This window comes from Streptomyces sp. MRC013 (assembly GCF_023614235.1).
In the GTDB taxonomy this organism is placed as follows: Bacteria; Actinomycetota; Actinomycetes; order Streptomycetales; family Streptomycetaceae; genus Streptomyces.
Window position 1 is genome coordinate 4949833 of record NZ_CP094264.1, and the last position, 22429, is coordinate 4972261.

Consider the following 22429-nt stretch of genomic DNA (forward strand, 5'->3'; position numbering starts at 1 on the left):
GCCTTGCGGAGGCCCACCATGACGACAGGCTCCAAGCGCGCCATCACTCCTCTGGCCCTCCTCGCCGCGGCGTCCCTGCTGGCCGGCTGCGGCGGCGACGGCGGCTCCGGATCGAACGACGTCACCGTCTGGATGTATCCCGTCATCGCGGACCCGAAGGCCAACTCCGCCTACTGGAAGCAGGTCGAGAAGGACTTCGAGGCGGCCAACCCCGGCACCCGGGTCACCGTCGAGGAGCAGCCCTGGGAGAACCGCGACGAGAAGCTCGCCACCGCCCTCGGCAGCGGCAAGGGCCCCGACGTGGTGCTGCTCAACCCCGACCAGGTCCCGCAGTACCTCGGCAACGGAGCCCTGCGCCCCGTGGACAAGGCGGTCGAGGGCATCGAGGAATCGTTCCTCCCCAACGCTGTGAAGGCCCTCAGCCACGACGGCAGGCTCTACGCGGTGCCGATCTACCACACCGTCACCACGACGCTGTACAACAAGCGGCTCCTCGACCGGGCCGGCGTCAAGGAGCCGCCCACCACCTGGGACGAGATCAGGGCCGCCGCACCCAAGCTGAAGCGGGCCGGCGTCGCCGTCCTCGACTACTCGGCGAGCAACGAGGCGACCCTCAACCTGAACTTCTACCCGCTGCTGTGGCAGGCCGGCGGCCGGGTCTTCTCCGAGGACGGCCGGAAGGCCGCCTTCAACGGCCCCGAGGGGGTCGCCGCCCTCACCTTCCTCACCGACCTCTACAAGGCGGGCGCCGTCCCCCGGACGGCCCTCACCAACACCAACATCTTCGCCGACCACCCCCTGGGCAAGCAGCAGGCCGCCATGGGCTTCTCCAACACCCTCGCCGACGCCGACCTGGCCCGCAGGACCTGGGGGGCGGAGAACGTCGTCGTCGGCAAGCCCCTCCGCGACGTCGAACAGGTCTCCTTCGGCGTCCCCGGGGGCCTCGGCCTCAACGCCGACTCGCGCAACGTCGCGGGCGCCGAGAAGTTCCTCGCCTTCATGGCGCAGCCGGAGCGCATCCGGAGCCTCGGGGAGGCCAGCGGCTTCCTCTCGCCGCGCACCGACGTGACGGTGGCCGGCGACGCCCCGTACGCCAAGCAGTTCCAGGAGGCCCTGCCGTTCGCCCACCCCGGCGAGCCCAGCCCCGTCGCCCGCCAGCTGATGTCCCTGATCGCCCCCGAGATCCAGGCCGCCCTCACCGGGCGCAAGAGCCCGAAGGAGGCCCTGGACGCGGCGGCCGCGCAGGCCGACGACCTGCTGGCACGGCAGCGTTGACGGCGGGCACGGCGGGCGAGCGGACCGCCCCGACCCCCGAGCCCGCCGCCGCGTCCGGCCCGCCCCGCCCGGCGGGCCGGGCGCCCCGGCCGGTCCGCCGCCGCGAGGCGCGCGTCGGGCTGCTGTTCGTCGCGCCGATGCTGCTGCTGTTCGCGGTCTTCCGGTTCGGCCCGACGCTCGGCGCCGCGTTCCTGTCCCTCACCGACTACCGGCTCAGCGGCGACTGGCGCTTCGTCGGCGCCGCGAACTACGCCCGGCTCCTGAAGGACGACCTGTTCTGGTCCAGCCTCGGCGTCACCGCCCTGTACACCCTGTTCTTCGTGCCGCTGACGGTCGGCCTCTCACTCGGCACGGCCCTGCTGCTGCACCGCGCGGTCTGGCTGCGCGGCTTCTTCCGCGGCGTGTTCTTCCTGCCGTACGTCACCAGCATCGTGCTCGCCGCCGTCGTCTGGAAGTGGATCTACGACGTCGAGGACGGCCTGCTCAACGCGGCGCTCGGCGTCCTCTCCCTGGGGCCCGTCGACTTCCTCGGCGACGAGGCCCTGGTCCTGCCCGCCATCGCGGCCGCGTCCGCCTGGAAGGGCTTCGGCTACTCGATGCTGATCCTCCTCGCCGGACTCCAGTCCGTCCCGCGCGAGGTCACCGAGGCCGCCGTCATCGACGGCGCCACCGGCTGGCGACGGCTGCGCTGGGTCACGCTGCCGCTGCTGCGCCCGGTGCTCTTCTTCGTCCTGGTCGTCGAGGCGATCGGGGCGTTCCAGGTGTTCGACGCGATGTACGTGATGACGGCGGGCGGCCCCGTGCGCGCCAGCTACTCCCTCGTGTACCTCCTGTACGACACCGGCTTCAAGTTCTTCGACTTCGGCTACGCGAGCGCGCTGGGGCTGGTCCTCTTCCTGGTGGTCCTGGTGTTCTCCCTGATCCAGCGCCGGCTGATCGGACGGGACGAGTGATGGCGAGGGTGCGGCTTCCGGTCCTGCTGGTCCTGGTGGCGCTGGTGACCGTGACGCCCTTCGCGGTGATGGTGCTGGTCGCGTTCGCGCCGCCGGGCGGGAAGACCCTGCCGGGCGCCTTCGACCTGACGCGGGCCACGTGGGAGAACTTCTCCGCCGTGTTCTCCGGCGCCGACGTCACCCGCTGGGCCGTCAACTCCCTGGTCTACTCGCTCGTGTCGGTCGTGCTGATCCTGCTGTTCTCGTCCATGGCCGGGTACGCCTTCGCCAAGAAGCGGTTCCCGGGGCGCGAGGTGCTGTTCTGGTCGTTCCTGGCGACGCTGATGGTGCCGTTCCAGGCGACGCTCGTCCCGTACTTCGTCCTCGTCTCCCGGCTCGGCGGCGTGGACACGTACTGGGGCCTGATCGTGCCGACGCTCGCCAACTCGCAGGCGGTCTTCCTGATGCGGCAGTTCATCGCGCAGCTCCCCGACGAGCTGTTCGAGGCCGCGAAGATCGACGGGGCGTCCGAGTGGCGGATCTACACCACCGTCGTCGTCCCGCTCGTCACCCCCGTCCTGGCCACCCTCGGCGTCTTCGTCTTCCTGTGGCACTGGAACGACTTCCTGTGGCCGCTGGTGATCGGCCAGTCCTCCGGGATGCGGACCCTCACCGTCGGCCTGGCCACCCTGGAGGGGGAGAACGTCGCCGTCAACCAGGTCATGGCCGGGGCGACCGTCACGGTCCTGCCGTGCCTGCTGGTCTTCGGCCTCCTCCAGCGCTACCTGACCGACTCCATCGCGACGACCGGCCTCAAGGGCTGAACCCTCACGCGGCCCCCAGCTTCGGCAGGACGTCCGTGCCGTACGCCTCGATGGCGCGCAGCGCGTCCGCCTGCGGCATCCCCGGCGGCTGGAGGCGCAGGACGACCCCGTCCGCGCCCATCGCCGCGTAGCGGCCGAGCCGGTCGGCGCACTCCTCGGGGGAGCCGATCACCGAGCGGGCCGCGATGTCGTCCCACTCCTGCGCGTACCGCGCCGCGTCCGCGGAGGTGCGCTTCCAGTCGCCGTAGGCGTCGTACAGGCCGCGCAGCGGGCCCTCCAGCGCGGCCCGCGCCAGCTGCGTCGTCGGCGCGCAGTAACCCTCGCGGCAGACGACGACCTCGGCGCCGAGGCTCGCCGCGCCCCGCGGATACGCCAGGTACTCGGCGATCTTGGCGGGCAGCTCCGCGTCCAGCTCGTTGAAGGACGTCGTCCAGCCGTCGCACATCCGGGCCGTCCGCTCCAGCGCGGCGGACACCCGCCCGCCGTTCCAGATCCGCGGACGCGGGGCCTGCACCGGACGGGGCGACAGGAACGCGCCGTCCAGGGAGGTGAAGCGGCCCTCGTGGGTGACCTCCCCCTCCGTCCACAGCCGCGTCACCAGCTCCAGGCACTCCTCGAACCGCGGCACCCGCTCGCGCGGCTCGGTGCCGTACAGTCGGAACTCCTCCGGCCGGTAGCCGAGGACGAAACCGGCCGTCAGCCGCCCGCCGGACAACACGTCGACGTGGGCGAGGGTCTCCGCCAGCCACACCGGGTGGTAGACGGGGGCGATCAGCCCGGCCGTGGCCAGCCCGATCCGCTCGGTGTGCGCGGCGAGGTACGCCAGCGTCGTGACGGCCTCGTGGTAGCCCGGGCGGTGCAGGTGCCGCTCGCCGAGGACCGCCCAGGCGAAGCCCGCCTGCTCCGCCAGCCGCACCTGCTCCACCGCGTCGGCGAGCCGCGGCCGGTCGGCCCCGTCGGCGTAGAGGTTGACGTAGAGGCCGAGGCGCATGGCACCGGCTCCTTCCTTTACGGTCCGGGCCGCAAAGGCTAGCGTGAACGCGCACCGCGGCGACAGACCGTCAGACAGGGGGCCGCCCATGTCCGCCACCGGGGAACTCGCAGGACGGCTGCGCGGCACCGTCCTGCCCGCCGTGCTCACCCCGATGGACGCCGCCGGCGCCGTCGACCGCGCCGCCCTGCACCGGTACGCCGAACGGATGGCCGCCGAACGGATCGGCGGCGTCGCGGTGTGGGCGCACACCGGCCGCGGGCTGCACCTGGCGGCGGCCGACCGGCGGCGGGTGCTGGCGCTGTGGCGGGAGGCCGTGGACGTGCCGGTCGTCGCCGGAGCGGGCGTGCCGCACGCGCTGCGCGGCGCCTCCCCGGAGGACGCCGAGGACGCCGCGGTCGCGATGGCGGTGGAGGCCGCGGAGCTGGGCGCCGACGCCGTGATGGTGTACCCGCTGGCCCGCCACCACGCCCTGCCCGACGGGACGGAGCGGGCCGTACGGCTCCACGAGCGGGCGGCGGAGGAGAGCGGGCTGCCCGTCTTCGGCTTCCTCCTCCACGCGGAGGCGGGCGGCTACCCCTACCCCCCGGAGCTGGTCCGCCGGCTGCTGGACCTGCCCGCCGCGGCCGGCATCAAGATCGCCACACTGGACCGGGCGGTGGACTGCCAGGACGCCGTCCGGGCCGCCGAGGGCACCGGCGCGCTGGTCGTGACCGGCGAGGACCGCATGTTCGGGCCGTCGCTGATGTGGGGCGCCGACACGGCGCTGGTCGGCATCGCCGCCGCCCGCGCGGATCTGACCACCGCCGTGCTCGACGCCTGGACCGCCGGGGACGCCGCCGGGTTCCTGCGGGCCTCGGGGCGGCTGGACCGGTTCGCCGAGGCCACCTTCCACGCGCCGATCGAGGGCTACGTGCAGCGGATGCTGTGGGCCGCCGTCTGGGAGGGCGCCATCCCCGAGGAGGCCGCCTTCGACCCGTACGGGCCGCCGCTGCCGGACGCCGAGCGGCGCGCCGTCGTCACCTGCCTGGAGCGCCTCGCCGCGGAGGACGACGCCGGCTGACGCCGGTTCACCCGGCACCCGCCCGCCGGTGGGCGAGGCGCAGGGCGCGGGCGATCCGGTCCACGTGCTCCTGCGTGTACGCCTCGTTCCACGGCAGCGCCAGCAGCGTCCGGCCGATCAGCCGCTCCGCGCGCGGGCACAGCCCCGCCCGGCCGCCCGGCACCGCCGGATTGGCGTACAACGGGCGCTCCAGGTAGCCGGGCAGCGCCGGCACGCCCCGCGCCGTGAGCTCCTCCGCCCAGCGGGCGTTGTTGTCGACCAGCAGCGGGAACATCCACCACGCGTGCCCCGCCGGCTCCCCGGCGAGCGCCACCCCGTCCAGCCCCTCCAGCGCGGCCAGCAGCAGCCCGGCCGCCTCCCGCCGCGCCCGCACGACGCCCCCGACCCTGCGGAGCTGGACCCGCGCCACGGCCGCGACCAGCTCCGGCATCCGGTAGTTGAGGCCCATCTCGCGGTGGACGCGCCCCTCCGAGCGGTCCCAGCCCTTGTCCATGAACAGCCGCATCCGGCGGGCCCGCTCCGGGTCCCCCGCCACGGCGAGGCCGCCGTCGCCCGCGGTGATGTGCTTGAACTGCTGGAGGCTGAAGCACGCGACGTCGCCGACCGTGCCGAGCAGCCGCCCCGACGCGTCCTCGCCGAGCCACGCCTGCGCGCAGTCCTCCACCAGCGGCAGCCCGTGCCGGTCGCACACCCCCCGCAGCCGCGCCGCGTCCGCCGCTCCGCCGAACAGGTGAACGGCGATCACCGCCTTCGTCCGCGGCGTGATCGCGGCCTCCACGGCGTCGGGGTCCAGGTTGCCGTCCTCGGCGCGCACGTCGGCGAAGACCGGCACCGCGCCCTGCGCCATGACCGGCGCGACCGTGCCGAAGTCCGAGATCGGCGTGGTCACCACCTCGTCGCCCGGCCCCACCCCGCACGCCGCGACCGCCAGGTGCAGCGCCGCCGTGCCGGACGAGCACGCCACGGCGTGCGGACGCCCGTACAGCGCGGCCATCTCCGCCTCCAGCGACCGCGCCTCGGAGCCGAACGCGCTGCACAGCACCGCCGAGTCGAGGACCCGCAGCACCGCGGCCCGCTCCTCCTCGCCGATCGTCCTGCCGCGCGGATCGAGGACCGTGGGCAGGGGGATTTCCCGTTCGGGCATCGGGTTACTATCCTTCCGCCAGACACGCGGTTACGGCCTGGGCCGAAACTAAGACCCCCGCAGGCGGGCGTCAACCGGCCCCACGGAAGCCCCCGCGGCACTTCGCCGAGACGAACGGAGACCGGCCGATGACGCTCACGGTCGGCGTGATAGGCCCCGAGGACCTGGTGGGGAAGGCGGTCGCGGTCGGGGACGGGACCGGAGCCGCCCGGCTGCGGGCCTTCCCCTACCGGCACGAGGACGAGACGCCCGACGTGGTCCGCGACGCGGGCCTCCGCGTCGACGCCCTGCTGTTCACCGGCGTCGTCCCGCACACCCTCGCCGCCGGCGCGGGCCTGCTCGACCGCCCCGCCATGTACGTCCCGTACAGCGGCGCCACCCTGCTGCGGGCCCTCGTCGAGCTGCTCCGCCTCGGCCACGACGTGTCCCGCCTCTCCATCGACACCCTCGGCCGCGCCGAGGTGACGGAGACCCTCCTCGAGGCCAAGCTGCCCACCGAACACGTCCGCGTCCTGCCCCACCGGCCCGGCCTCACCTCCCAGGACCTGGTCGACTTCCACCTCGCCGCGCACGACCGCCACGGCACCACCACCGCCCTCACCTGCCTGGGCTCGGCCCACCACCGGCTGGAGCACCGCCTGCCCGCCGTGCGGCTCGCCCCCTCCCGCCACTCCATACGCGCGACCCTGCGCGCACTGGTCCTCGCCACCGCCGGCGCGCACAGCGACGACGCCCGGATCGCCCTCGGCATCGTCGACCTGCCGGCCGCCGACGAGGACCTCGCCGCGGACCTCGCCGTCCTGGGCGGCAGCCTCGCCGGGCTGCCGGACGGCAGCCGCCTCGCGGTGACCACGCGCGGCGCGCTGGAGGAGGCCACCGACGGGTTCACCCGCCTGCCGTTCCTCGACGGCCTGGCCGCCCGGCACGGCTCCGCCCGCGTCGGCTTCGGCCTCGGCCGCACCGCCGCCGAGGCGGAGGCGCTGGCCCGGCGGGCGGTGAACCGGGCCCGCTCCGTCGGGCCGGTCGCCGGCGTCGTCTGCATGAAGGACGACGTCGACATCGTCATCGCCGACGGTGCGGACGGCGCCCGGCCCGACGGGGCGGAGGGCACCGGGCTGCTCGCCCGGCGGGCCGGCCTCAACCCGGGGACGCTGGAGCGGCTGCGGGAGCTGGTGGCCGCCGAGGAGGAGCCCGGCATCACCGCGCACCGCGTCGCCGAACACCTCGACGTCCAGCAGCGCACCGCCCGGCGCATCCTCAAGCGCCTGGAGCGCGCCGGCGTCGCCGTCCCCGTCGGCAGCCGGCAGGAAGGGCGCACCGGCCGGCCGCCCATCGTCTACCGAGTACGCCTCTAGGCACGGCGCCGCGACGGCGTCGGGCCGCGACCCGTCAGGAGCCGCGTGAAGATCGAATCGATCCGCAGCCACGTCGTCCGGGCCCCCTACCGACGCCCCTTCGCCATCAGCAGCGGGACCAGCCCCGACCTCGTCAGCCTCGTCGTCGAGGTGCGCACCGGCGACGGCGCCACCGGCTACGGCGAGGCGTCGCCCATGACCGCCTACACGGGGGAGACCCTCGACGGGCTGCGCGCCGCGCTCGCCGGCCACGCCGCCCCCGCCCTGGTCGGCCGCGACCCGCGCGACCTCGCCGGCGCGCACGCCGCGATGGACGCGGCGATCCGCGGTCAGCACCTGGCCAAGGCCGCCCTCGACCTGGCCCTGCACGACCTCGCCGGACGCGCCGCGGGCTGGCCCGTCCACCTGCTCCTCGGCGGGCGGCTGCGCACGCCGGTGCCCACCGCCTGGGTGGTCGGCCTCGGTACGCCGCGGCAGATGACCGAGGAGGCCGCCGAGTACGCCGCCCGGGGCTTCACCCACGTCAAGGTCAAGGGCGGCGAGGACCCGGACCGCGACGTCGCGCTGGTCCACGCCGTGCGCGCCGCCGTTCCGGACGGCGTCGAGCTCTCCCTCGACGCCAACGAGGGCTACGACCCGTCCACCGCCGCCCGCACCGTGGCGCGGCTCGGCGAGGAGGGCCTCGACCTCGTCGAGCAGCCGCTGCCCCGCTGGGACCTCGCCGGGATGGCCGCGCTGCGCGGCCGCGGCGGGCCGCGGGTGATGGCGGACGAGTCGCTGCAGTCGCTGCACGACGCCATGGAGATCGTCCGGCGCGGTGCCGCCGACGTGCTCAACATCAAGGTCCTCAAGGTGGGCGGGCTGCACCGCGCCCGCCAGATCGCCGCGCTCGCGGAAGCCGCCGGCCTCGCCGTGAAGATCGGCTCCATGCCGGAGCTGGGCGTCGCCACCCTCGCCGCCGCCCACCTCGCGGCCGCACTGCCCCACGCCACCGTCCCCGCCGACCTCGTCGGACCCCTGCTCGTCGCCGACGAGCCGCTCGCCCCCGGGGCGTTCACCGGGGCCGCGGACACCGGCAGGGTCGAGCTGCCCGGCACCCCGGGTCTCGGCCACGGGCTGTCCGAGCTGCCCGGCCGACCGTGACCGCCGCGAACCGGCCATGCCGCGAACCGGCCGAGCCGAGGGCCGGTTGCCCCGAGGACCGGCCCGTCGGCCCCGTACCGGCCGGTCAGGGACGGCTCCCACCGGGCCGATGGCCCAGTCGGTGGCGTTCGATTTGAGCCAATGCCACGACGAGTGGTTTGCTTGTCGCATCCACGTGTCAACGGCGCCGCAGCGCCGGACGGCGACGAAGCCGGATCCGGAGCGCGGTGCCTTCGCCGTGCCTCCGGCACGCCCACCACCCCGGGCGCCTCCGCGGCCGGCGGGAGCAGGACAAGGGGGCGGTACCACCGTCATGAAGAGGATCCTCGTGGCCCCGGACCCGGGGTACCTCCGGTTGAGGAACGCGACCCGCGCCGTCCTCGGCATCGGGCTCGCCGTCACGGCCACCGAACTGGCCGGACTGTCGCTGACCGCGTCCATCACCGGCGGCCTCGCCGCGCTGCTCGCCCTCTTCACCGTCGCCGACGGCACCCGCAGAGCCCAGCGGACCACCACCGCGCTGCTGCCCGCCGCCGGTTTCCCCGCCCTCGCGCTCGCCACCGCCCTGCACGACCTGCCCCTCGGCCGGGACGCCGCGTTCCTCGCCGTGGTCTTCTGCGGCGTCTACGCCCGGCGCTGGGGGCCGCGCGGCCACGCGCTCGGCATCTTCGCGTTCATGCAGTTCTTCGTGGTGCAGTTCCTCCACGCCACCCCGGCGCAGCTGCCCGGCCTGTACCTCGCCACGGCCGTCTCCCTGGCCGTGGCCGGCGCCGTGCGGTTCGCCCTGTGGCCGATCGAGCGCCGGACCCCGCCGGCCCCCGCGCCCGCGCCGCTGCCCGGGCGCGGCCTGGCCCGGCCGACCACCCGCCAGGCCTTCCAGACGACCGTCGCCTGCGCCTGCGCCCTCGCCGCCGGCCAGGTCCTCTCCGAGGAGCGCTGGTACTGGGCGGTGGGAACCACCTGGTGGATCTTCGTCAACACCGCGTCGCGCGGCGAGGCCCTGGTACGGGGCTTCCGGCGTGTCCTGGGAACCGCCCTCGGCATCCTCGCCGGCCTGGTGGTCGCCCTGCCCCTGCACGGGGCGCCCGCCCCGACGGCGGCCCTCGTCGCCGTGTGCGTCTTCGGCGTCTTCTACACGGCCCCCGTCTCGTACAGCTGGATGATGCTCGCCGTGACGCTGATGGCCGGGCTGCTGTACGGGCTGCTCGGCGTGCTCACCCCGGGCCTGCTCGTCCTGCGCGCCGCCGAGACCGGGGTCGGCGCGCTGTTCGCGGCGCTCGCCGTGACCTTCGTCCTGCCGGTCACCACCCACGCCACCAACGACGCCTGGATCCAGCGCGCCCTGCTCGCCGTGCGCCGCTGCACCGCCGAGGCCGCCGAACGGCTCGCCGGCTCGCCCACCGCCGACCCCGCCCCGCACGCCGCCGAGCTGGAGGTGCTGCTGGGGCGCGTACGGCTCGCCCTGGCGCCGCTCGTCCACCCGCTGAGCCCCTTCCGCGACCGCAAGGACCGCGCCCGCCGGGTGCTCGCCCTGCTCGACGACTGCGCGCGGGAGGTACGGGGCCTGGCCGCGGTGGTCGCCGACCCGGACGCCAGCCACGACGCCCGGCTCGCCGCGGCGTGCCGTCGGGTCGAGGCCGCCGTGGAGGCCCTACTCGAAGGACGCGCGCGGGCGCGCGGGTCCGCCGGCCGCGACGCCGAGGCGGCTCCCGCCCCCGCGGCGGCCGGGGCGCCCCGGCCGCGCCGGTGCTGGCGCACCTGCGCGACCTGGAACGGCTGCTGGCCGAGCTCGACGGGCCGCTGCGCACGGCGCCCCGCTCCCTCCCGGTGCGCTCCTGAGCCGCGCCGCCGCGCCCGCCGGGCGGCCCGGGGCGGCGGACGGTACGCCCCGCCCGGCGCCCGGCCCCGCGTGAACACGGGGAGGGCCCGCACCGGAGTGCGGGCCCTCCCCGTACGGGTCCCTCCCCGCCGCGGCCGGTCAGCGGGCGGGGGCCTCCTGCTGCTGCCGGGGGGAGATGCCCAGCAGCGTCATGTACCTCGACAGCGCCAGCCTGCCGATCGCCGGGTACGCGCCCAGCGGCCCGGCGGCCGGGCAGCCCGCCGCCTCGGCCGCGGCGTCCAGCAGCCCCGCGGCCAGCTCCGGGCCGACCAGGTACGGGGCGACCGCGAGCTGCACCGAACCGGATTCGCGCAGCTGCCCGGCGACCGCCGCCACCGACCCCTCCTCGTCCAGGGCCGCCGCCATCACCGGCACGGCCAGCCGCGCCGCCAGCAGCATGCCCGTGATCCCGGCCGCCTGCACGGCCTCGGTGCCGCCCGTCGTCGCCAGCACGATGCCGTCCGCCGCCGTCGCGACCGTGAACAGCCGCGCCCGGTCGGCGCGCGCCAGCCCGGCCTCGGAGAGGCGCACGTGCAGCGCCTCGGCCAGCAGCGGGTGCGGGCCCAGCACGTCGGCCAGCTCCGCCGGCACGCCGCTGTCGGCGACGGCCCGCCGTATCCGGTCCGTCAGCGCGGCGTCCGGGCCGACCAGCAGCGGTACGACGACGGCGGCCGGGCCCCGGGGCTCGGCGACCTCGCGGCCGGCCGCCCTGGCCAGCTCGTACCGGTCCGCGCGCAGCACCGAGGCGCGCCGCAGGACACCGGTCAGCGACGCGTACTCGGCGTCGTCCCCGTCCAGGAAGCCGACCGCGGCCTCCAGCCCCGGCAGTTCGGAGCGCGCGATGCTCACGAGTTCCTCCGCCAGGCCGCGCGCGGCGGCGGAAGGCTCGCCGGGGACGGCGAGGACGAGTGCGGGCGCGCCCTCGGGCGCCGCCAGGGGTTCGGGGCGACGGTGCCGCCCGGGCTGGCGGGGGCGCGGCATTCGTACAGGCAGGCCAGCGGGCCCAGTGGGGGAGCTCATGGCGCCGCATGCTACTGCTTCCGCCCGCAGCGCTGTTCGGGGAGGGGCGTTCCCGCCCTCAATGGGCAGTTTGTCGGAAGGGCCGGTCAGTCGCCGTACGTGTCCAGGAGGCCGGGCTCGCGGGGCAGCGCCGGCGCGTCCGCGGCGAGCGCGGCGGCGATCGCCAGCGCGCCGGACAGGGAATCGCCGGCCGCCGGCACCGGCCGCGCGCCGGGGAGCCGGCGCGCCAGTTCGTCCCGCAGGGGCGCGAGCAGGGGAGCGCCGATCCGGAACAGGCCGCCCGTCAGGGCCACGTCGCCGGCGCCCCCCGCCGGGTGCACGGCGGCCGCCGCCTCGGCGATGTGCCGGGCCGCGCGGGCGAGGACGTCCGCGGCGACCGGGTCGTCCGCCGCGTGGCGGGCCACCTCCGGGGCGAACGAGGCCAGGACGGCGGCCCGGTCCGGGCGCGGATACAGACGCCCCGGCAGTCCCCCGACGGGCCCGAACAGGGCCTCGGCGCGGGCCAGCAGGGCGGGGGAGCCGCCGGGCCGCCCGTCGTGGGCGCGCAGCGCCGCCTCCAGGCCGGCGCGGCCGATCCAGGCGCCGCCCCCGCAGTCGCCCAGCAGGTGCCCCCACCCGTCGGCGCGGCGCCAGCGCACCAGGTCGGTGCCGAGCGCGACGAGCCCGGTGCCCCCGGCGACCACCGTGCCGGGCACGCGGCCCAGGGCGCCCGCGTAGGCGGTCACCGCGTCGGAGGCCAGCGCGAGCCGCCGCACGCCCAGCGCGTCGCGCAGCGCACCGGGCAGCACGGCCCGCAGCGGGTCCCCGAGCCCGGCCATCCCGGCGGCCCCCACGGCGACGGCGACGGGCCGCCGCCCGCCCGCCCCCGCCTCCGCCAGCAGCGTCCGGGCGGCGGACGCCAGCCGCTCCAGCAGCCATCCGGCGTCGATGCCGCCGGGCCCGGTGGGCACCGGGACGCCGAAGGTCCGCGCGGCCGCGGCCCGGGGCGGAGGGCCCGCCGCCGGGGTGGCGCCGTCCACCGCCGCGAGGGCGACGCGCAGGCCCGAGCCGCCCGAGTCGACGCCCAGGATCCACGCGCCGCCCGGGGTCACGGCAGGCGCCAGTCGACCGGCTCCGCCCCCTGACGCAGCAGCAGGTCGTTCGTACGGCTGAACGGACGCGAGCCGAAGAAGCCGCGGTCCGCCGACATGGGGGAGGGGTGCGCCGACTCGAGGGCCGGGAGGTCGCCCAGGAGCGGCCGCAGGTTGCGGGCGTCGCGCCCCCACAGGACCGACACGAGCGGCTTGCCGCGCGCCGCCAGCGCCCTGATGGCCTGCTCGGTGACCTCCTCCCAGCCCTTGCCGCGGTGCGCGCCCGGTGTGCGCGGCGCCGTCGTCAGGGCCCGGTTGAGCAGCAGCACCCCCTGCCGCGTCCAGGGCGTCAGGTCGCCGGTGGACGGCCGGGGCAGGCCCAGGTCGGCGTGGAGTTCGCGGAAGATGTTCTCCAGGCTGCCCGGCAGCGGCCGCACGTCCGGCGCGACCGAGAAGCTCAGCCCCACCGCGTGCCCCGGCGTCGGATAGGGGTCCTGACCGACGATCAGGACCTTCACCTCGTCGAACGGCTGCCGGAACGCCCGCAGGACGTCCGGTCCGGCCGGAAGGTACGTGCGCCCCGCGGCGATCTCCGCGCGGAGGAAGTCCCCCATCGCCGCGACGCGTCCGGCCACGGGGGCGAGGGCTTCGGCCCAGCCGGGCTCGAGGATCTCTCTCAACGGTCTTGCTGCCACGGCCGTCACTCTACTGGCGTACCGCGGTCCTCACGTCACCCGACGACCGCCGCCCGCACGCACAGCACGTCCGGGAGGTGCGCGGCCAGTTGCCGCCAGCTGTCGCCGTCGTCGGCGCTCGCGAAGACCTCGCCGTTGCGGTTGCCGAAGTAGAGCCCCGCGGGGTCGGCGCCGTCCGTGCACATCGCGTCGCGCAGCACCGTGCCGTAGTGGTCGTCCTCCGGCAGGCCCCGCGACAGGGCCTCCCAGCCGCCGCCCGCGTCGCTCGTCCGGTACACCCGGCAGCGGCGGTCCGCCGGCACCCGGTCGGAGTCGGCGGCGATCGGGAAGACGTACGCCGTCCCCGCGTGCTTCGGGTGCGAGACGGCCGCGAAGCCGAAGTCGGACGGCAGCCCGGTCCCGATGTCGGTCCACGTGGCACCGGAGTCGTCGCTGCGGTAGACGCCCCAGTGGTTCTGGAGGTAGAGCCGGTCGGGGTCGCCCGCGTCCTGCGCGATCTTGTGCACGCACTGCCCGAACCTCGGGTGCGGGTCGGGCAGGAACACCGCCGAGACCCCCTCGTTCGAGGGTGCCCAGGTCTCGCCGCCGTCGCGCGTGCGGAAGACCCCGGCGGCCGACACCGCCACCGTCACCGCGTCGGGGTCGCGCGGGTCCGCCACCACCGTGTGCAGCGCCTCACCGCCGCCGCCCGGCTGCCACCGCGGCCGCGTCGGATGCTCCCACAACGGCCTGACCAGCTCGAACGTCTCGCCCTCGTCGACCGACCGGAAGAGCGCCGCCGGTTCCGCGCCCGCGTACACCACGCCGGGTGCCGCCGGGCCCGCCGGCTGCAGCTGCCAGACCCGCTCCAGCGAGGCGCCCGTGTCCCGGGGGAACCTCAGGGGCGGCTCCGCCGCCTCCGCCCAGGTGGCCCCCAGGTCGTCGGAGTGGAACACCGACGGCCCCCAGTGCGCGCTGTCCGCGCCCACCAGCACCCGGGGCACGGCCCGGCGCAGGTCGACACCGACCGCGTACACGGCCTGCGCCGGGAAGAGGGGGCCGCCGAAGTCCCACCGGCCGCCGCGCCGGAGGGCGGTGAACAGGCCCTTGCGGGTGCCCACGAGCAGCAGTACGTCGGTCATGGCCGGTACCTCCAGGACGTCTTCGCCGCAGATACGGGCCAGTGTGCACCCGCCCGCCGGAAACGGCCGCCCGAGCACCGTCCCCGCAGGCCGGCGGCGTGCGCTCGACACCTCCGCGCCGGGGCCGCCCCGCCCCGGGCCGCCTCCGCCCGGTCCCGGCCGGCCGGGAGCCCCACCGGCCCGCGCCCCGGCGCCCCGCCGGCCGCCGCCCCTACGGTCGTCCGCCCTCCGGCGGCGACCCCAGCTCCCAGTCGAGGCCGTACCGCTGGAACAGCTCCGCCCTGAGCCGGGCGGGGGACATCGGGGCGCCCGGCAGCAGTACGGCGAAGACGGCGCCCATCAGCAGCGCCCGCAGCAGCGGGTAGTCCGCGTCCAGGTCGCGCGCCCCGTACCGCGCGAGCGCGTCCCGCAGGAGCGCGGCGAGCCGCTGCTGCTCCGGGCAGCGTACGAATCCCTCCGCCTGGAGGATCCCGGCCATGTGCGTCCGCATGAGCAGCGGCCGCTCCACCGCCAGGCCGAGGATCGCGTCGATCGCCCGCGCCAGCAGCTCACGCCCGTCCTCGGCGCGCGGCTCGCGCTCCAGGGCCGCCGCCAGGGTCATGTGCATCAGGCGGTGGACGGCGGACTGCAGGAGCTGGCGCTTGCCCGGGAAGTAGTACGACACCAGGCCCCGTGCCGAACCGGCCCGGTCGGCGATGTCCGCGAGGGTCGTCGCCTCGTACCCCCGTTCGGCCACGAGGTCGACCGTCGCCTGCAGGAGCCGCTCACGGGACCGCCGGCGGAGCTCCGCGTTGACCGATGCGCTCCGCGGGGACATGATTAACTCCTGTATTGATTGGCTCCCAGCCAATATACTCGTACCGTCCTCGCCGGCACACAGCACTCCGCCGGTCGGGGCGGTGCGTCATGCGGACCGGGCGACACGGGGGATCGCCCGGTCCGCGATGACCTCCCGACGTTCCGGCGGGGTCGGCCCGACCGTTCCGGCGCGGGCCGCGCGCCCGCCGTCCAACCGTCCGCCGGCGGACGCTCCGCGCGGTCCCGTCCAGTCGTCCGCGTGCCGCGGGCCGGGTCCCGCCCGGCGCCGCCCGCGAGGGCCGCGCCCCGCCGCCCACCGCTCGTACGCCGCGACCGCGGCCGCCACCAGGCAGGCCCCCAGCAGCCAGCCGCCCAGCACGTCCGAGGGCCAGTGCACCCCCAGGTACACCCGCGTCAGCCCCACTCCGGCCGTCGACACCGCCCCCGCCACCGCCACCGGCCGCACCAGGGTCCACCGGGCCGCCCGCGCCGCCGCCCACCACAGCAGCCCGCACACGACCGCAGCGGTCATGGCGTGCCCGGACGGGAACGCCGCGAACTCCGCCGAGTCCACCGGGTCCGGCAACCGCGGCCGCTCCCGGCCCACCAGCGTCTTCATCCCCTGCTGCACCGCGGCCGCCACCGCGCACACCCCCGCCAGCAGCGCCGCGGGGCCGGGCTCGCCGGCCCGCCACAGCGCCAGCACCACCACCCCCAGCAGGACGCGCAGCGTCAGCGGGTCCCACACCCAGTCCGACAGCACCCGTACGCCCTCCGTCAGCGCCGGGCGGCGCACCGCCACCGGGTGCAGCCCCTCCACCACCACCCGGTCGAAGGCGAGCAGTGGCGCCCAGGCGACGGCCACGAGCAGCAGGAGGAGCACGGCCGCCGCGCCGCAGCCCACGGCCGCGGCACGGACGAGCGGAGGACGGGCGACGGGCGAGACGTGTGCGGAGGGAGGCATACCGGGATCCTGCCCGCGAATCGCCCGGGCAGACGACCGACGCGTCCGTCCGGGCCGGTCGCGCCGCCTGCGCCGTCCGCGCGGTTCGCTCCGGAGCGGGTCAGGACAGGGCGCTCAGTCCCGGGGCCAGCGCCACCAGCAGCGGCACCGCCGGCACGAGAGCGGCCGCCGCCGTCAGCCGCAGCCGCCGCCCCGGCGTGAGGCGCGGCTCCGCCGTCAGCAGCCGCGTCACCCGCCGCGGCACCTCGGCGTGGTGCGCCGGACACGGCCCGAAGGCGCCCCGGTCCTCGTTCAGCCCGACCAGCGCCAGCGCGATCGCCAGCCGCCCGAACCGCTTCGACGCCGAGTCGTCCGCGGCCAGCTCCACCAGCCGGTGCATCTCGGCGCGGAACGCCGCGAACACCGGGACGCGCGGGAACCCCGACGCCAGCGCCGCCGCGCAGTGCAGCAGCCAGTCGTGCCGCGCCCGCGCGTGCCCCTGCTCGTGGGCGAGCACGGCGTCGAGCTGGCGCCCCCTCAACCGCCGCAACGCCGCCGTGGTGATGACCAGCCGGGGCCGCGGACCCGGCAGCCACCGGGCGTCGGGCCGGTCGCCCTCCACCAGTACCAGAGGGCCCGAACCCGTCTCCTCGCCCGGCAGCAGGGGCGCCCGCACCAGCAGTTCGGCGCGCTGCCGCCTGCGCCGCGCCCGGGTGTCGCGCACCTCCCGGGTGAGCATCGCCCCGGTCCACAGCCCGCCGCACGCCAGCAGCACCGCGAGCGCCGCCGACCAGGGGCCGAGCGACCCCAGGGCGTACGCCTCCACGACCGCGGCCGGCGCCGTCGCGAACACCCGGCCGCGCACCGCCTGCCAGGAGGCCGCCGCACTGAACGTCATCGACAGCGCGAAGCTCAGCAGCACCGCCGCCACCACGCACTGCCACACCCACAGGGCGACGATCGGTTCGCGCTCCGTCCAGTCGGCCCGCGCGAGCAGGCGCGGGGCCACGGCGGCGACCAGGACGCCGAGCGCGAGCAGCGCGAGGGAGACCCACATGACGCCAGCCTATGAGCGCGGCGGCGCTCCCCGGCCGACGCGGTCGCGGAAGTGACGCACGCCACGCCGCAGCGGTCCGGGACCCGCCGGCCGGGCCCCGCCGCGGCCGGTGCCGTACGCCGCCGGAGTCCGCCCCGCACACCGCGCCCCGCCGGAGGCGCGCCCCGCCGGTGCCGGGGAGGGGGCCGGGACGGGAGGAGCGCCGCGTTAGTCTCGGTGGCCGAACGGCACGCCGAGGGGAGAACGACCAGGATGGACACCGCACCGCTCAGGGACGCCCGGGAGACCTGCCGTGACGCCGTGGAGGCGGACGTCCCCGCGATCGTCTCCCTCGTCGAGTCCGCCTACCGGGGCGACGCCAGCCGCGCCGGCTGGACCACGGAGGCCGACATCCTCGACGGGCAGCGCACCGACCCGGACGGCGTGCGCGCGGTCATCACCGCGCCCGGCTCCCGGCTCCTCGTCGTCGAGCGGGACGGCGCCCCCGTCGCCTGCTGCCAGCTGGAGCGCCGCGGTGACACCGCCTACTTCGGGATGTTCGCCGTCCGCCCCGGGCTGCAGGGCGGCGGGCTCGGCCGGCGCGTCCTCGCGGAGGCCGAGCGCCTGGCCCGGGAGGAGTGGGGCGCGCGGGAGATGCACATGACGGTGATCTCCGTACGGGACGAGCTGATCGCCTGGTACGAGCGGCGCGGCTACCGCCGTACCGGGCGGACGACGCCGTTCCCGTACGGCGACGAGCGCTTCGGCGTGCCGCGCCGCGACGACCTGGAGTTCGAACTGCTCGTCAAGCGGCTGGGCTGACCCCCTCGCCCGGTCCGGGCGCCGGCTCCGTGCGGAAGACCAGCCCCCCGTCCGCCGCGTCCACGCGGACCCGGCCGCCCGCGGCGAGCCGTCCGTCGAGCAGCAGCCGCGACAGGCGGTTGTCCACCTCCCGCTGGATCGTGCGGCGCAGCGGCCGGGCGCCGTACTCGGGCTCGTAGCCCCGGCGGGCCAGCCAGTCCACGGCCTCCGGGTCGAAGTCCACGGACACGTGCTGTGCCCGCATCCGGCGCCGGGTGTCCTCCAGCAGCAGGTCGGTGATCTGCCGCAGCCGGGCCTGGGTGAGCCGCCGGAAGACGACGATCTCGTCGATGCGGTTGAGGAACTCGGGCCGGAAGTGCTCGCGCAGCGGCCGCAGCACCCGGTCGCGGGCCGCCTCCTCGTCGTCCGCCGCGTCCGCCCCGAAGCCCAGCACGCCGCGTCCGGTGCCGATGGCCTCGGAGCCGAGGTTGCTGGTCATCACGATGACGGTGTTCTTGAAGTCGACGGTGCGGCCCTGCGCGTCGGTCAGCCGCCCGTCGTCGAGCACCTGGAGCAGGATGTTGAAGACGTCCGGGTGGGCCTTCTCCACCTCGTCGAGGAGGAGCAGCGAGTACGGGTGCCGGCGCACCGCCTCCGTCAGCTGCCCGGCCTCCTCGTGGCCGACGTACCCGGGCGGGGCTCCCACCAGCCGGCTGACGGTGTGCCGCTCCTGGAACTCGCTCATGTCGAGCCGCACCATGCGCTCCTCGCTCCCGAACAGCGCGTCCGAGAGCGCGCGGGCCAGCTCGGTCTTGCCGACGCCGGTCGGGCCGAGGAACAGGAAGCTGCCGATCGGGCGGCGCGGGTCGGCCAGGCCCGCCCGCGAGCGCAGCACCGCCTCGGAGACCACCGAGACCACCTCGTCCTGCCCGACGACCCGCTTGCGCAGGTGCTGCTCCAGGCCGAGCAGCCGCTCCTTCTCCTCCTGGGTGAGCCGGCTGACGGGGACGCCGGTCTGCCGGCTGACGACCTCCGCGACGTCCTCGGCGGTCACCTCCAGCACGCGGTCGTCCCGCATCACCGGCTCGCCCCGGCCCGCCTTGATGCGGTCCTGCAACTCCTGGACGCGGTCGCGCAGCTCGGTCGCCCGCTCGTACTGCTCGGCGGCGACGGCCTGGTCCTTGTCGCGGAGCAGCTGCTCGGCCTCCCGCTCCAGGGCCCGCACGTCGGCGTCCTGGGACCGGGAGCGCAGCCGGACCCGCGCGCCCGCCTGGTCGATCAGGTCGATGGCCTTGTCCGGCAGGAACCGCTCGGTGAGGTAGCGGTCCGACAACTCGACGGAGGCCCGCAGCGCCTCGTCGGTGTAGCGGACCTGGTGGTGGGCCTCGTACCGGTCCCGCAGCCCGCACAGGATCTCCAGGGCGTCCTCCGGGCTCGGCTCGGGGACGAGGATCGGCTGGAAGCGGCGGGCGAGGGCGGCGTCCTTCTCGACGTGGCGGCGGTACTCCTCCAGCGTGGTCGCGCCGATGACGTGCAGTTCGCCGCGGGCGAGCGCGGGCTTGAGGATGTTGCCGGCGTCCATGGAGCCGCCCTCCGAGCCACCGCCGCCCGCGCCGACGACCGTGTGGAGCTCGTCGATGAAGAGGAGGAGTTCCCCGGAATGGGTCCGCACCTCCTCGATGACGGCGTTCATCCGCTCCTCGAAGTCGCCGCGGTACCGGGTGCCGGCGACCAGGCCCGTCATGTCGAGGGAGACGAGGCGCCGGCCGAGGAGGGTGTCGGGCACGTCGCCGTCGGCGATCCGCTGTGCGAGGCCCTCGACGACGGCGGTCTTGCCGACCCCGGCGTCGCCGATGAGGACGGGGTTGTTCTTCCCGCGCCGCGACAGCACCTCGACGGTCTGCTCTATCTCCGCCTCCCGGCCTATCACCGGGTCGACGCGGCCGGCGCGGGCGAGGTCGGTGAGGTCGCGCCCGTACTTGTCCAGGGTCGGGGTGCCGTGCTGCGGGGCCGGGCGCTGGTCGGCCGCGGTGTTCTCCCACCCGCCGGACGGGCCGCCGCGCGGGGCGGGCCTGAGGGAGGACGGCCCGGGCACGGAGTCCGGGTCGAACCGGGCGGCGCGCAGGATGCGGCCGGCCGCCGAGTCCGGGTTGGCGGCCAGCGCGGCGAGGACGTGTTCAGGACCGATGTAGGACGCGCCGATGTTCCGCGCCAGGTCGTGGGCGTCGAGCAGGGCGCGCTTGACGGCGGGCGTGACGGCGATCCGGGCCTGCGGCGGTCCCTCGCCGGCCGTGCGGTCGATCTCCGCGGCCAGCTCGTCGGGGTCGGCCCCGGCCCGGACGACCAGGTCGCGCGTCGGCTCGGTGTCGAGCGCGGCGCGCAGCAGGTGCTCGGTCTCCAGGTCCGCGCTGCCGTGCTCGGCCGCGTACGTGGCGGCGTCGTCCACCATGCGGCGGGCGGGCTCGCTCATCATCCGCGCGATGTCGATGTACCGCGGTCCGCGCCGGGCCGCCGAGGAGGTGGGGGCGCCTCCGAACAGGCGGGCCAGGAACTCGCTGAACGGGTCGGGGCCGAAGCCCTCGGGTCCGAGGAATCCGTTGCTCATAGATGACCGCCCCAGTCGTCCCGGTTCGTAACTGTCCGTTCGAAGTCCGTGCCGGCCGCGGCACGGTTCCGGCCAGGCGGGTTCCCCGGGGGTGCCCGTTACACCCTCGGGCCGGTGTGACGGGCCCGGTGAAACGGTCGATGTGTCCGCTTCGGCCTTGCCGGACGGGAAAAACAGCGGTGAACACTGGGGTCGGGCAGGATAATTTCCGCCAAGCCCTCTTGTGGGGGAGAACCGTGGGCGGATACGGTTCCTTTACGCGAGGTTCTCCTGTGGAGGAAGTGAGATGACGGAAATTCTTGTGCAGGATGCTGTCGGCGGCGAGCTGTCCGCCGACGTCCGGGTGGTCGACCACCCCGCATGGCCGCAGCTCAAGAATGCCGTGGAGGAGATCCGGGTCTGGCAGTCCGCCGACGGGTCCATAGACCTCGGAGCCGAGGGCGCCCCGGCCCGCGCGGACGCCGACGCCGCGCTCGACCGGGTCGTCGCCGCCGTCGAGCGGCTCTCCCCGCTGCTGCCGCACGGCACCGCGTACCACCGCGCGCTCGTCGCCGACCTGCGCAAGTGGGCGGCCGGCGGCTACGCGGTGCCGGACTTCCTCGACTCGCTGACGGCCTTCCAGCCCGCCGCCGAGCGCGTCGACGGCCGCCAGCACCTCGTCGTGTTCCCGATGTACACGCAGAACGGCAACCCGGACCGCAACCTGGAGGCCGTCGTCCTGCGCATGGTGTGGCCGGAGTGGCTCGCGGAGCTGGAGGCCACCCGCTACGACAACCCGCTCTTCTGCGGCATCACCTTCGAGGACTTCACCTCGGGCTACGACACCAACTCCGCCGTCCTCTTCCCCGAGACCGTGGCCGTCCGCGAGGCCCCCGAGCGGTTCAGCTGGGGCGGCATCTTCTGCGACCGCGAGGCCGCCCGCTTCCGCCGCGTCACCGCGGCCGCCGTCGAGACCCTCGGTGTGGAACTGCCCGCCGACATCCAGGAGATGCTCGGCGACCAGCAGCGCTGCCAGGAGGCGTTCGTCCTGTGGGACATGGTCCACGACCGCACCCACAGCCACGGCGACCTGCCCTTCGACCCGTTCATGATCAAGCAGCGCCAGCCGTTCTGGATGTACGGCCTGGAGGAGCTGCGCTGCGACCTGACCGCCTTCAAGGAGGCCGTCCGCCTCGAGGCCGAGGGCAACCCGCACGGCCGCGACGTGCAGTACGCCGTGCTGTTCGACCGGATGTTCCGCTTCCCGCTCACCGGCGACCGCGTCCGCAACTACGACGGCCTCGGCGGCCAGCTGCTCTTCGCCTACCTCCACAAGCACGACGTGGTGCGCTGGACCGACAATACCCTGCACATCGACTGGCGGCGCGCCCCCGGGGTCACCAACCGGCTGTGCGCCGAGATCGAGAAGCTCTACCGGGACGGCATCGACCGCCCGAAGCTGGTCCACTGGTTCGCCGCGTACGACTTCGTCTCCGCCTACCTCGCCCCGCACCCCGGCTCCCGCTGGGCCAAGGGCCCGGACGCGCTGGACCTCTCCCAGCCGCCGCGCAGGCTCGTCGACGACGTGCTCCCGGACGAGTTCCCGCTGAGCATGTTCTACGAGGCCCTCTCCAGGAAGCTGAAGTCGGTGATCGCCTCCACCAAGGGCATCACCCCGGCCGACGTCGAGAAGGCCGCCGCGTGAGCGAGCGCACCACGGGTACGACCGGGACGTCCGGTACGCAGACGGAGGAG

The 22429-nt window shown here is 75.8% G+C and carries 18 protein-coding genes and 1 pseudogene; 9 read left to right on the top strand and 10 right to left on the bottom strand.

Annotated elements, in window-relative coordinates:
* Window positions 1–18 precede the first annotated feature (18 nt).
* The 3 genes from LUW75_RS22480 to LUW75_RS22490 are packed head-to-tail and all read left to right on the top strand — an operon-like array spanning window position 19 to window position 3031.
* Window positions 19–1275 carry an ABC transporter substrate-binding protein gene (locus tag LUW75_RS22480; protein ID WP_250337226.1) on the top strand — a complete coding sequence of 419 codons (1257 nt, stop codon included), beginning with the start codon at window positions 19–21 and terminating at the stop codon, window positions 1273–1275.
* Window positions 1272–2228, top strand: a complete 957-nt coding sequence (locus LUW75_RS22485; RefSeq protein ID WP_250337227.1) for a carbohydrate ABC transporter permease — start codon at window positions 1272–1274, stop codon at window positions 2226–2228. Before LUW75_RS22480 ends, LUW75_RS22485 begins: the two co-directional genes overlap by 4 nt.
* Entirely contained in the window at window positions 2228–3031 is an 804-nt protein-coding gene (locus LUW75_RS22490; RefSeq protein ID WP_250337228.1) for a carbohydrate ABC transporter permease, read from the top strand. Before LUW75_RS22485 ends, LUW75_RS22490 begins: the two co-directional genes overlap by 1 nt.
* 4 nt (window positions 3032–3035) lie before the next feature.
* On the opposite strand, the gene LUW75_RS22495 is transcribed toward LUW75_RS22490, so the two are convergent.
* Window positions 3036–4022 carry an LLM class flavin-dependent oxidoreductase gene (locus LUW75_RS22495; protein WP_250337229.1) on the bottom strand — a complete coding sequence of 329 codons (987 nt, stop codon included), beginning with the start codon at window positions 4020–4022 and terminating at the stop codon, window positions 3036–3038.
* Between the two features lie 88 nt (window positions 4023–4110).
* Between LUW75_RS22495 and LUW75_RS22500 the strand changes: the two genes are divergently transcribed.
* On the top strand, window positions 4111–5085 hold the full coding sequence (locus LUW75_RS22500) for a dihydrodipicolinate synthase family protein (protein ID WP_250337230.1): 975 nt from the start codon (window positions 4111–4113) through the stop codon (window positions 5083–5085).
* Window positions 5086–5092: 7 nt separating this feature from the next.
* Here the strand turns inward: LUW75_RS22500 and LUW75_RS22505 are convergent, their stop codons facing one another.
* Window positions 5093–6229 carry a DegT/DnrJ/EryC1/StrS family aminotransferase gene (locus LUW75_RS22505; protein ID WP_250337231.1) on the bottom strand — a complete coding sequence of 379 codons (1137 nt, stop codon included), beginning with the start codon at window positions 6227–6229 and terminating at the stop codon, window positions 5093–5095.
* A 128-nt stretch (window positions 6230–6357) separates the two neighbouring features.
* Between LUW75_RS22505 and LUW75_RS22510 the strand changes: the two genes are divergently transcribed.
* From LUW75_RS22510 to LUW75_RS22520, 3 genes and pseudogenes are all read left to right on the top strand, one after another.
* Window positions 6358–7584, top strand: coding sequence for a helix-turn-helix domain-containing protein (locus LUW75_RS22510; RefSeq protein ID WP_250337232.1), 1227 nt, complete (start codon window positions 6358–6360; stop codon window positions 7582–7584).
* 45 nt (window positions 7585–7629) lie between these two features.
* Complete coding sequence (locus LUW75_RS22515) at window positions 7630–8727, top strand: mandelate racemase/muconate lactonizing enzyme family protein (RefSeq protein ID WP_250337233.1); 1098 nt, start codon at window positions 7630–7632, stop codon at window positions 8725–8727.
* A gap of 313 nt (window positions 8728–9040) precedes the next feature.
* Window positions 9041–10566 (top strand): annotated as a pseudogene (locus LUW75_RS22520) (FUSC family protein).
* 139 nt (window positions 10567–10705) lie between these two features.
* Here LUW75_RS22520 and LUW75_RS22525 read toward each other — a convergent pair.
* From LUW75_RS22525 to LUW75_RS22555, 7 genes are all read right to left on the bottom strand, one after another.
* A complete protein-coding gene (locus LUW75_RS22525; protein ID WP_250337234.1) occupies window positions 10706–11626 on the bottom strand; it encodes a sirohydrochlorin chelatase in 921 nt (306 codons plus the stop codon).
* Window positions 11627–11712: 86 nt separating this feature from the next.
* Window positions 11713–12717, bottom strand: coding sequence for an N-acetylglucosamine kinase (locus LUW75_RS22530; protein WP_250337235.1), 1005 nt, complete (start codon window positions 12715–12717; stop codon window positions 11713–11715).
* The gene (locus LUW75_RS22535; protein ID WP_250337236.1) at window positions 12714–13391 is read right to left on the bottom strand and encodes a uracil-DNA glycosylase; all 678 of its coding nucleotides are present in this window, start codon (window positions 13389–13391) and stop codon (window positions 12714–12716) included. The genes LUW75_RS22530 and LUW75_RS22535 overlap by 4 nt, the downstream gene beginning before the upstream one ends.
* A 35-nt stretch (window positions 13392–13426) precedes the next feature.
* Window positions 13427–14512, bottom strand: a complete 1086-nt coding sequence (locus tag LUW75_RS22540; protein ID WP_250337237.1) for a WD40/YVTN/BNR-like repeat-containing protein — start codon at window positions 14510–14512, stop codon at window positions 13427–13429.
* Between the two features lie 211 nt (window positions 14513–14723).
* Window positions 14724–15329, bottom strand: coding sequence for a TetR/AcrR family transcriptional regulator (locus LUW75_RS22545; protein WP_250337238.1), 606 nt, complete (start codon window positions 15327–15329; stop codon window positions 14724–14726).
* A gap of 87 nt (window positions 15330–15416) precedes the next feature.
* Entirely contained in the window at window positions 15417–16274 is an 858-nt protein-coding gene (locus tag LUW75_RS24420) for a phosphatase PAP2 family protein (RefSeq protein WP_284453860.1), read from the bottom strand.
* 100 nt (window positions 16275–16374) lie between these two features.
* On the bottom strand, window positions 16375–17310 hold the full coding sequence (locus tag LUW75_RS22555) for a M56 family metallopeptidase (RefSeq protein WP_250337239.1): 936 nt from the start codon (window positions 17308–17310) through the stop codon (window positions 16375–16377).
* Between the two features lie 252 nt (window positions 17311–17562).
* On the opposite strand from LUW75_RS22555, the gene LUW75_RS22560 reads away from it, so the two are divergent.
* A complete protein-coding gene (locus LUW75_RS22560; protein ID WP_250337240.1) occupies window positions 17563–18111 on the top strand; it encodes a GNAT family N-acetyltransferase in 549 nt (182 codons plus the stop codon).
* On the opposite strand, the gene LUW75_RS22565 is transcribed toward LUW75_RS22560, so the two are convergent.
* The gene (locus LUW75_RS22565) at window positions 18095–20695 is read right to left on the bottom strand and encodes an ATP-dependent Clp protease ATP-binding subunit (protein WP_250337241.1); all 2601 of its coding nucleotides are present in this window, start codon (window positions 20693–20695) and stop codon (window positions 18095–18097) included. The genes LUW75_RS22560 and LUW75_RS22565 overlap by 17 nt on opposite strands.
* 286 nt (window positions 20696–20981) lie before the next feature.
* Here LUW75_RS22565 and LUW75_RS22570 point away from each other — a divergent pair, with 286 nt between their 5' ends.
* Window positions 20982–22379, top strand: a complete 1398-nt coding sequence (locus LUW75_RS22570) for a DUF6421 family protein (protein WP_250337242.1) — start codon at window positions 20982–20984, stop codon at window positions 22377–22379.
* Window positions 22380–22429: the final 50 nt, after the last annotated feature.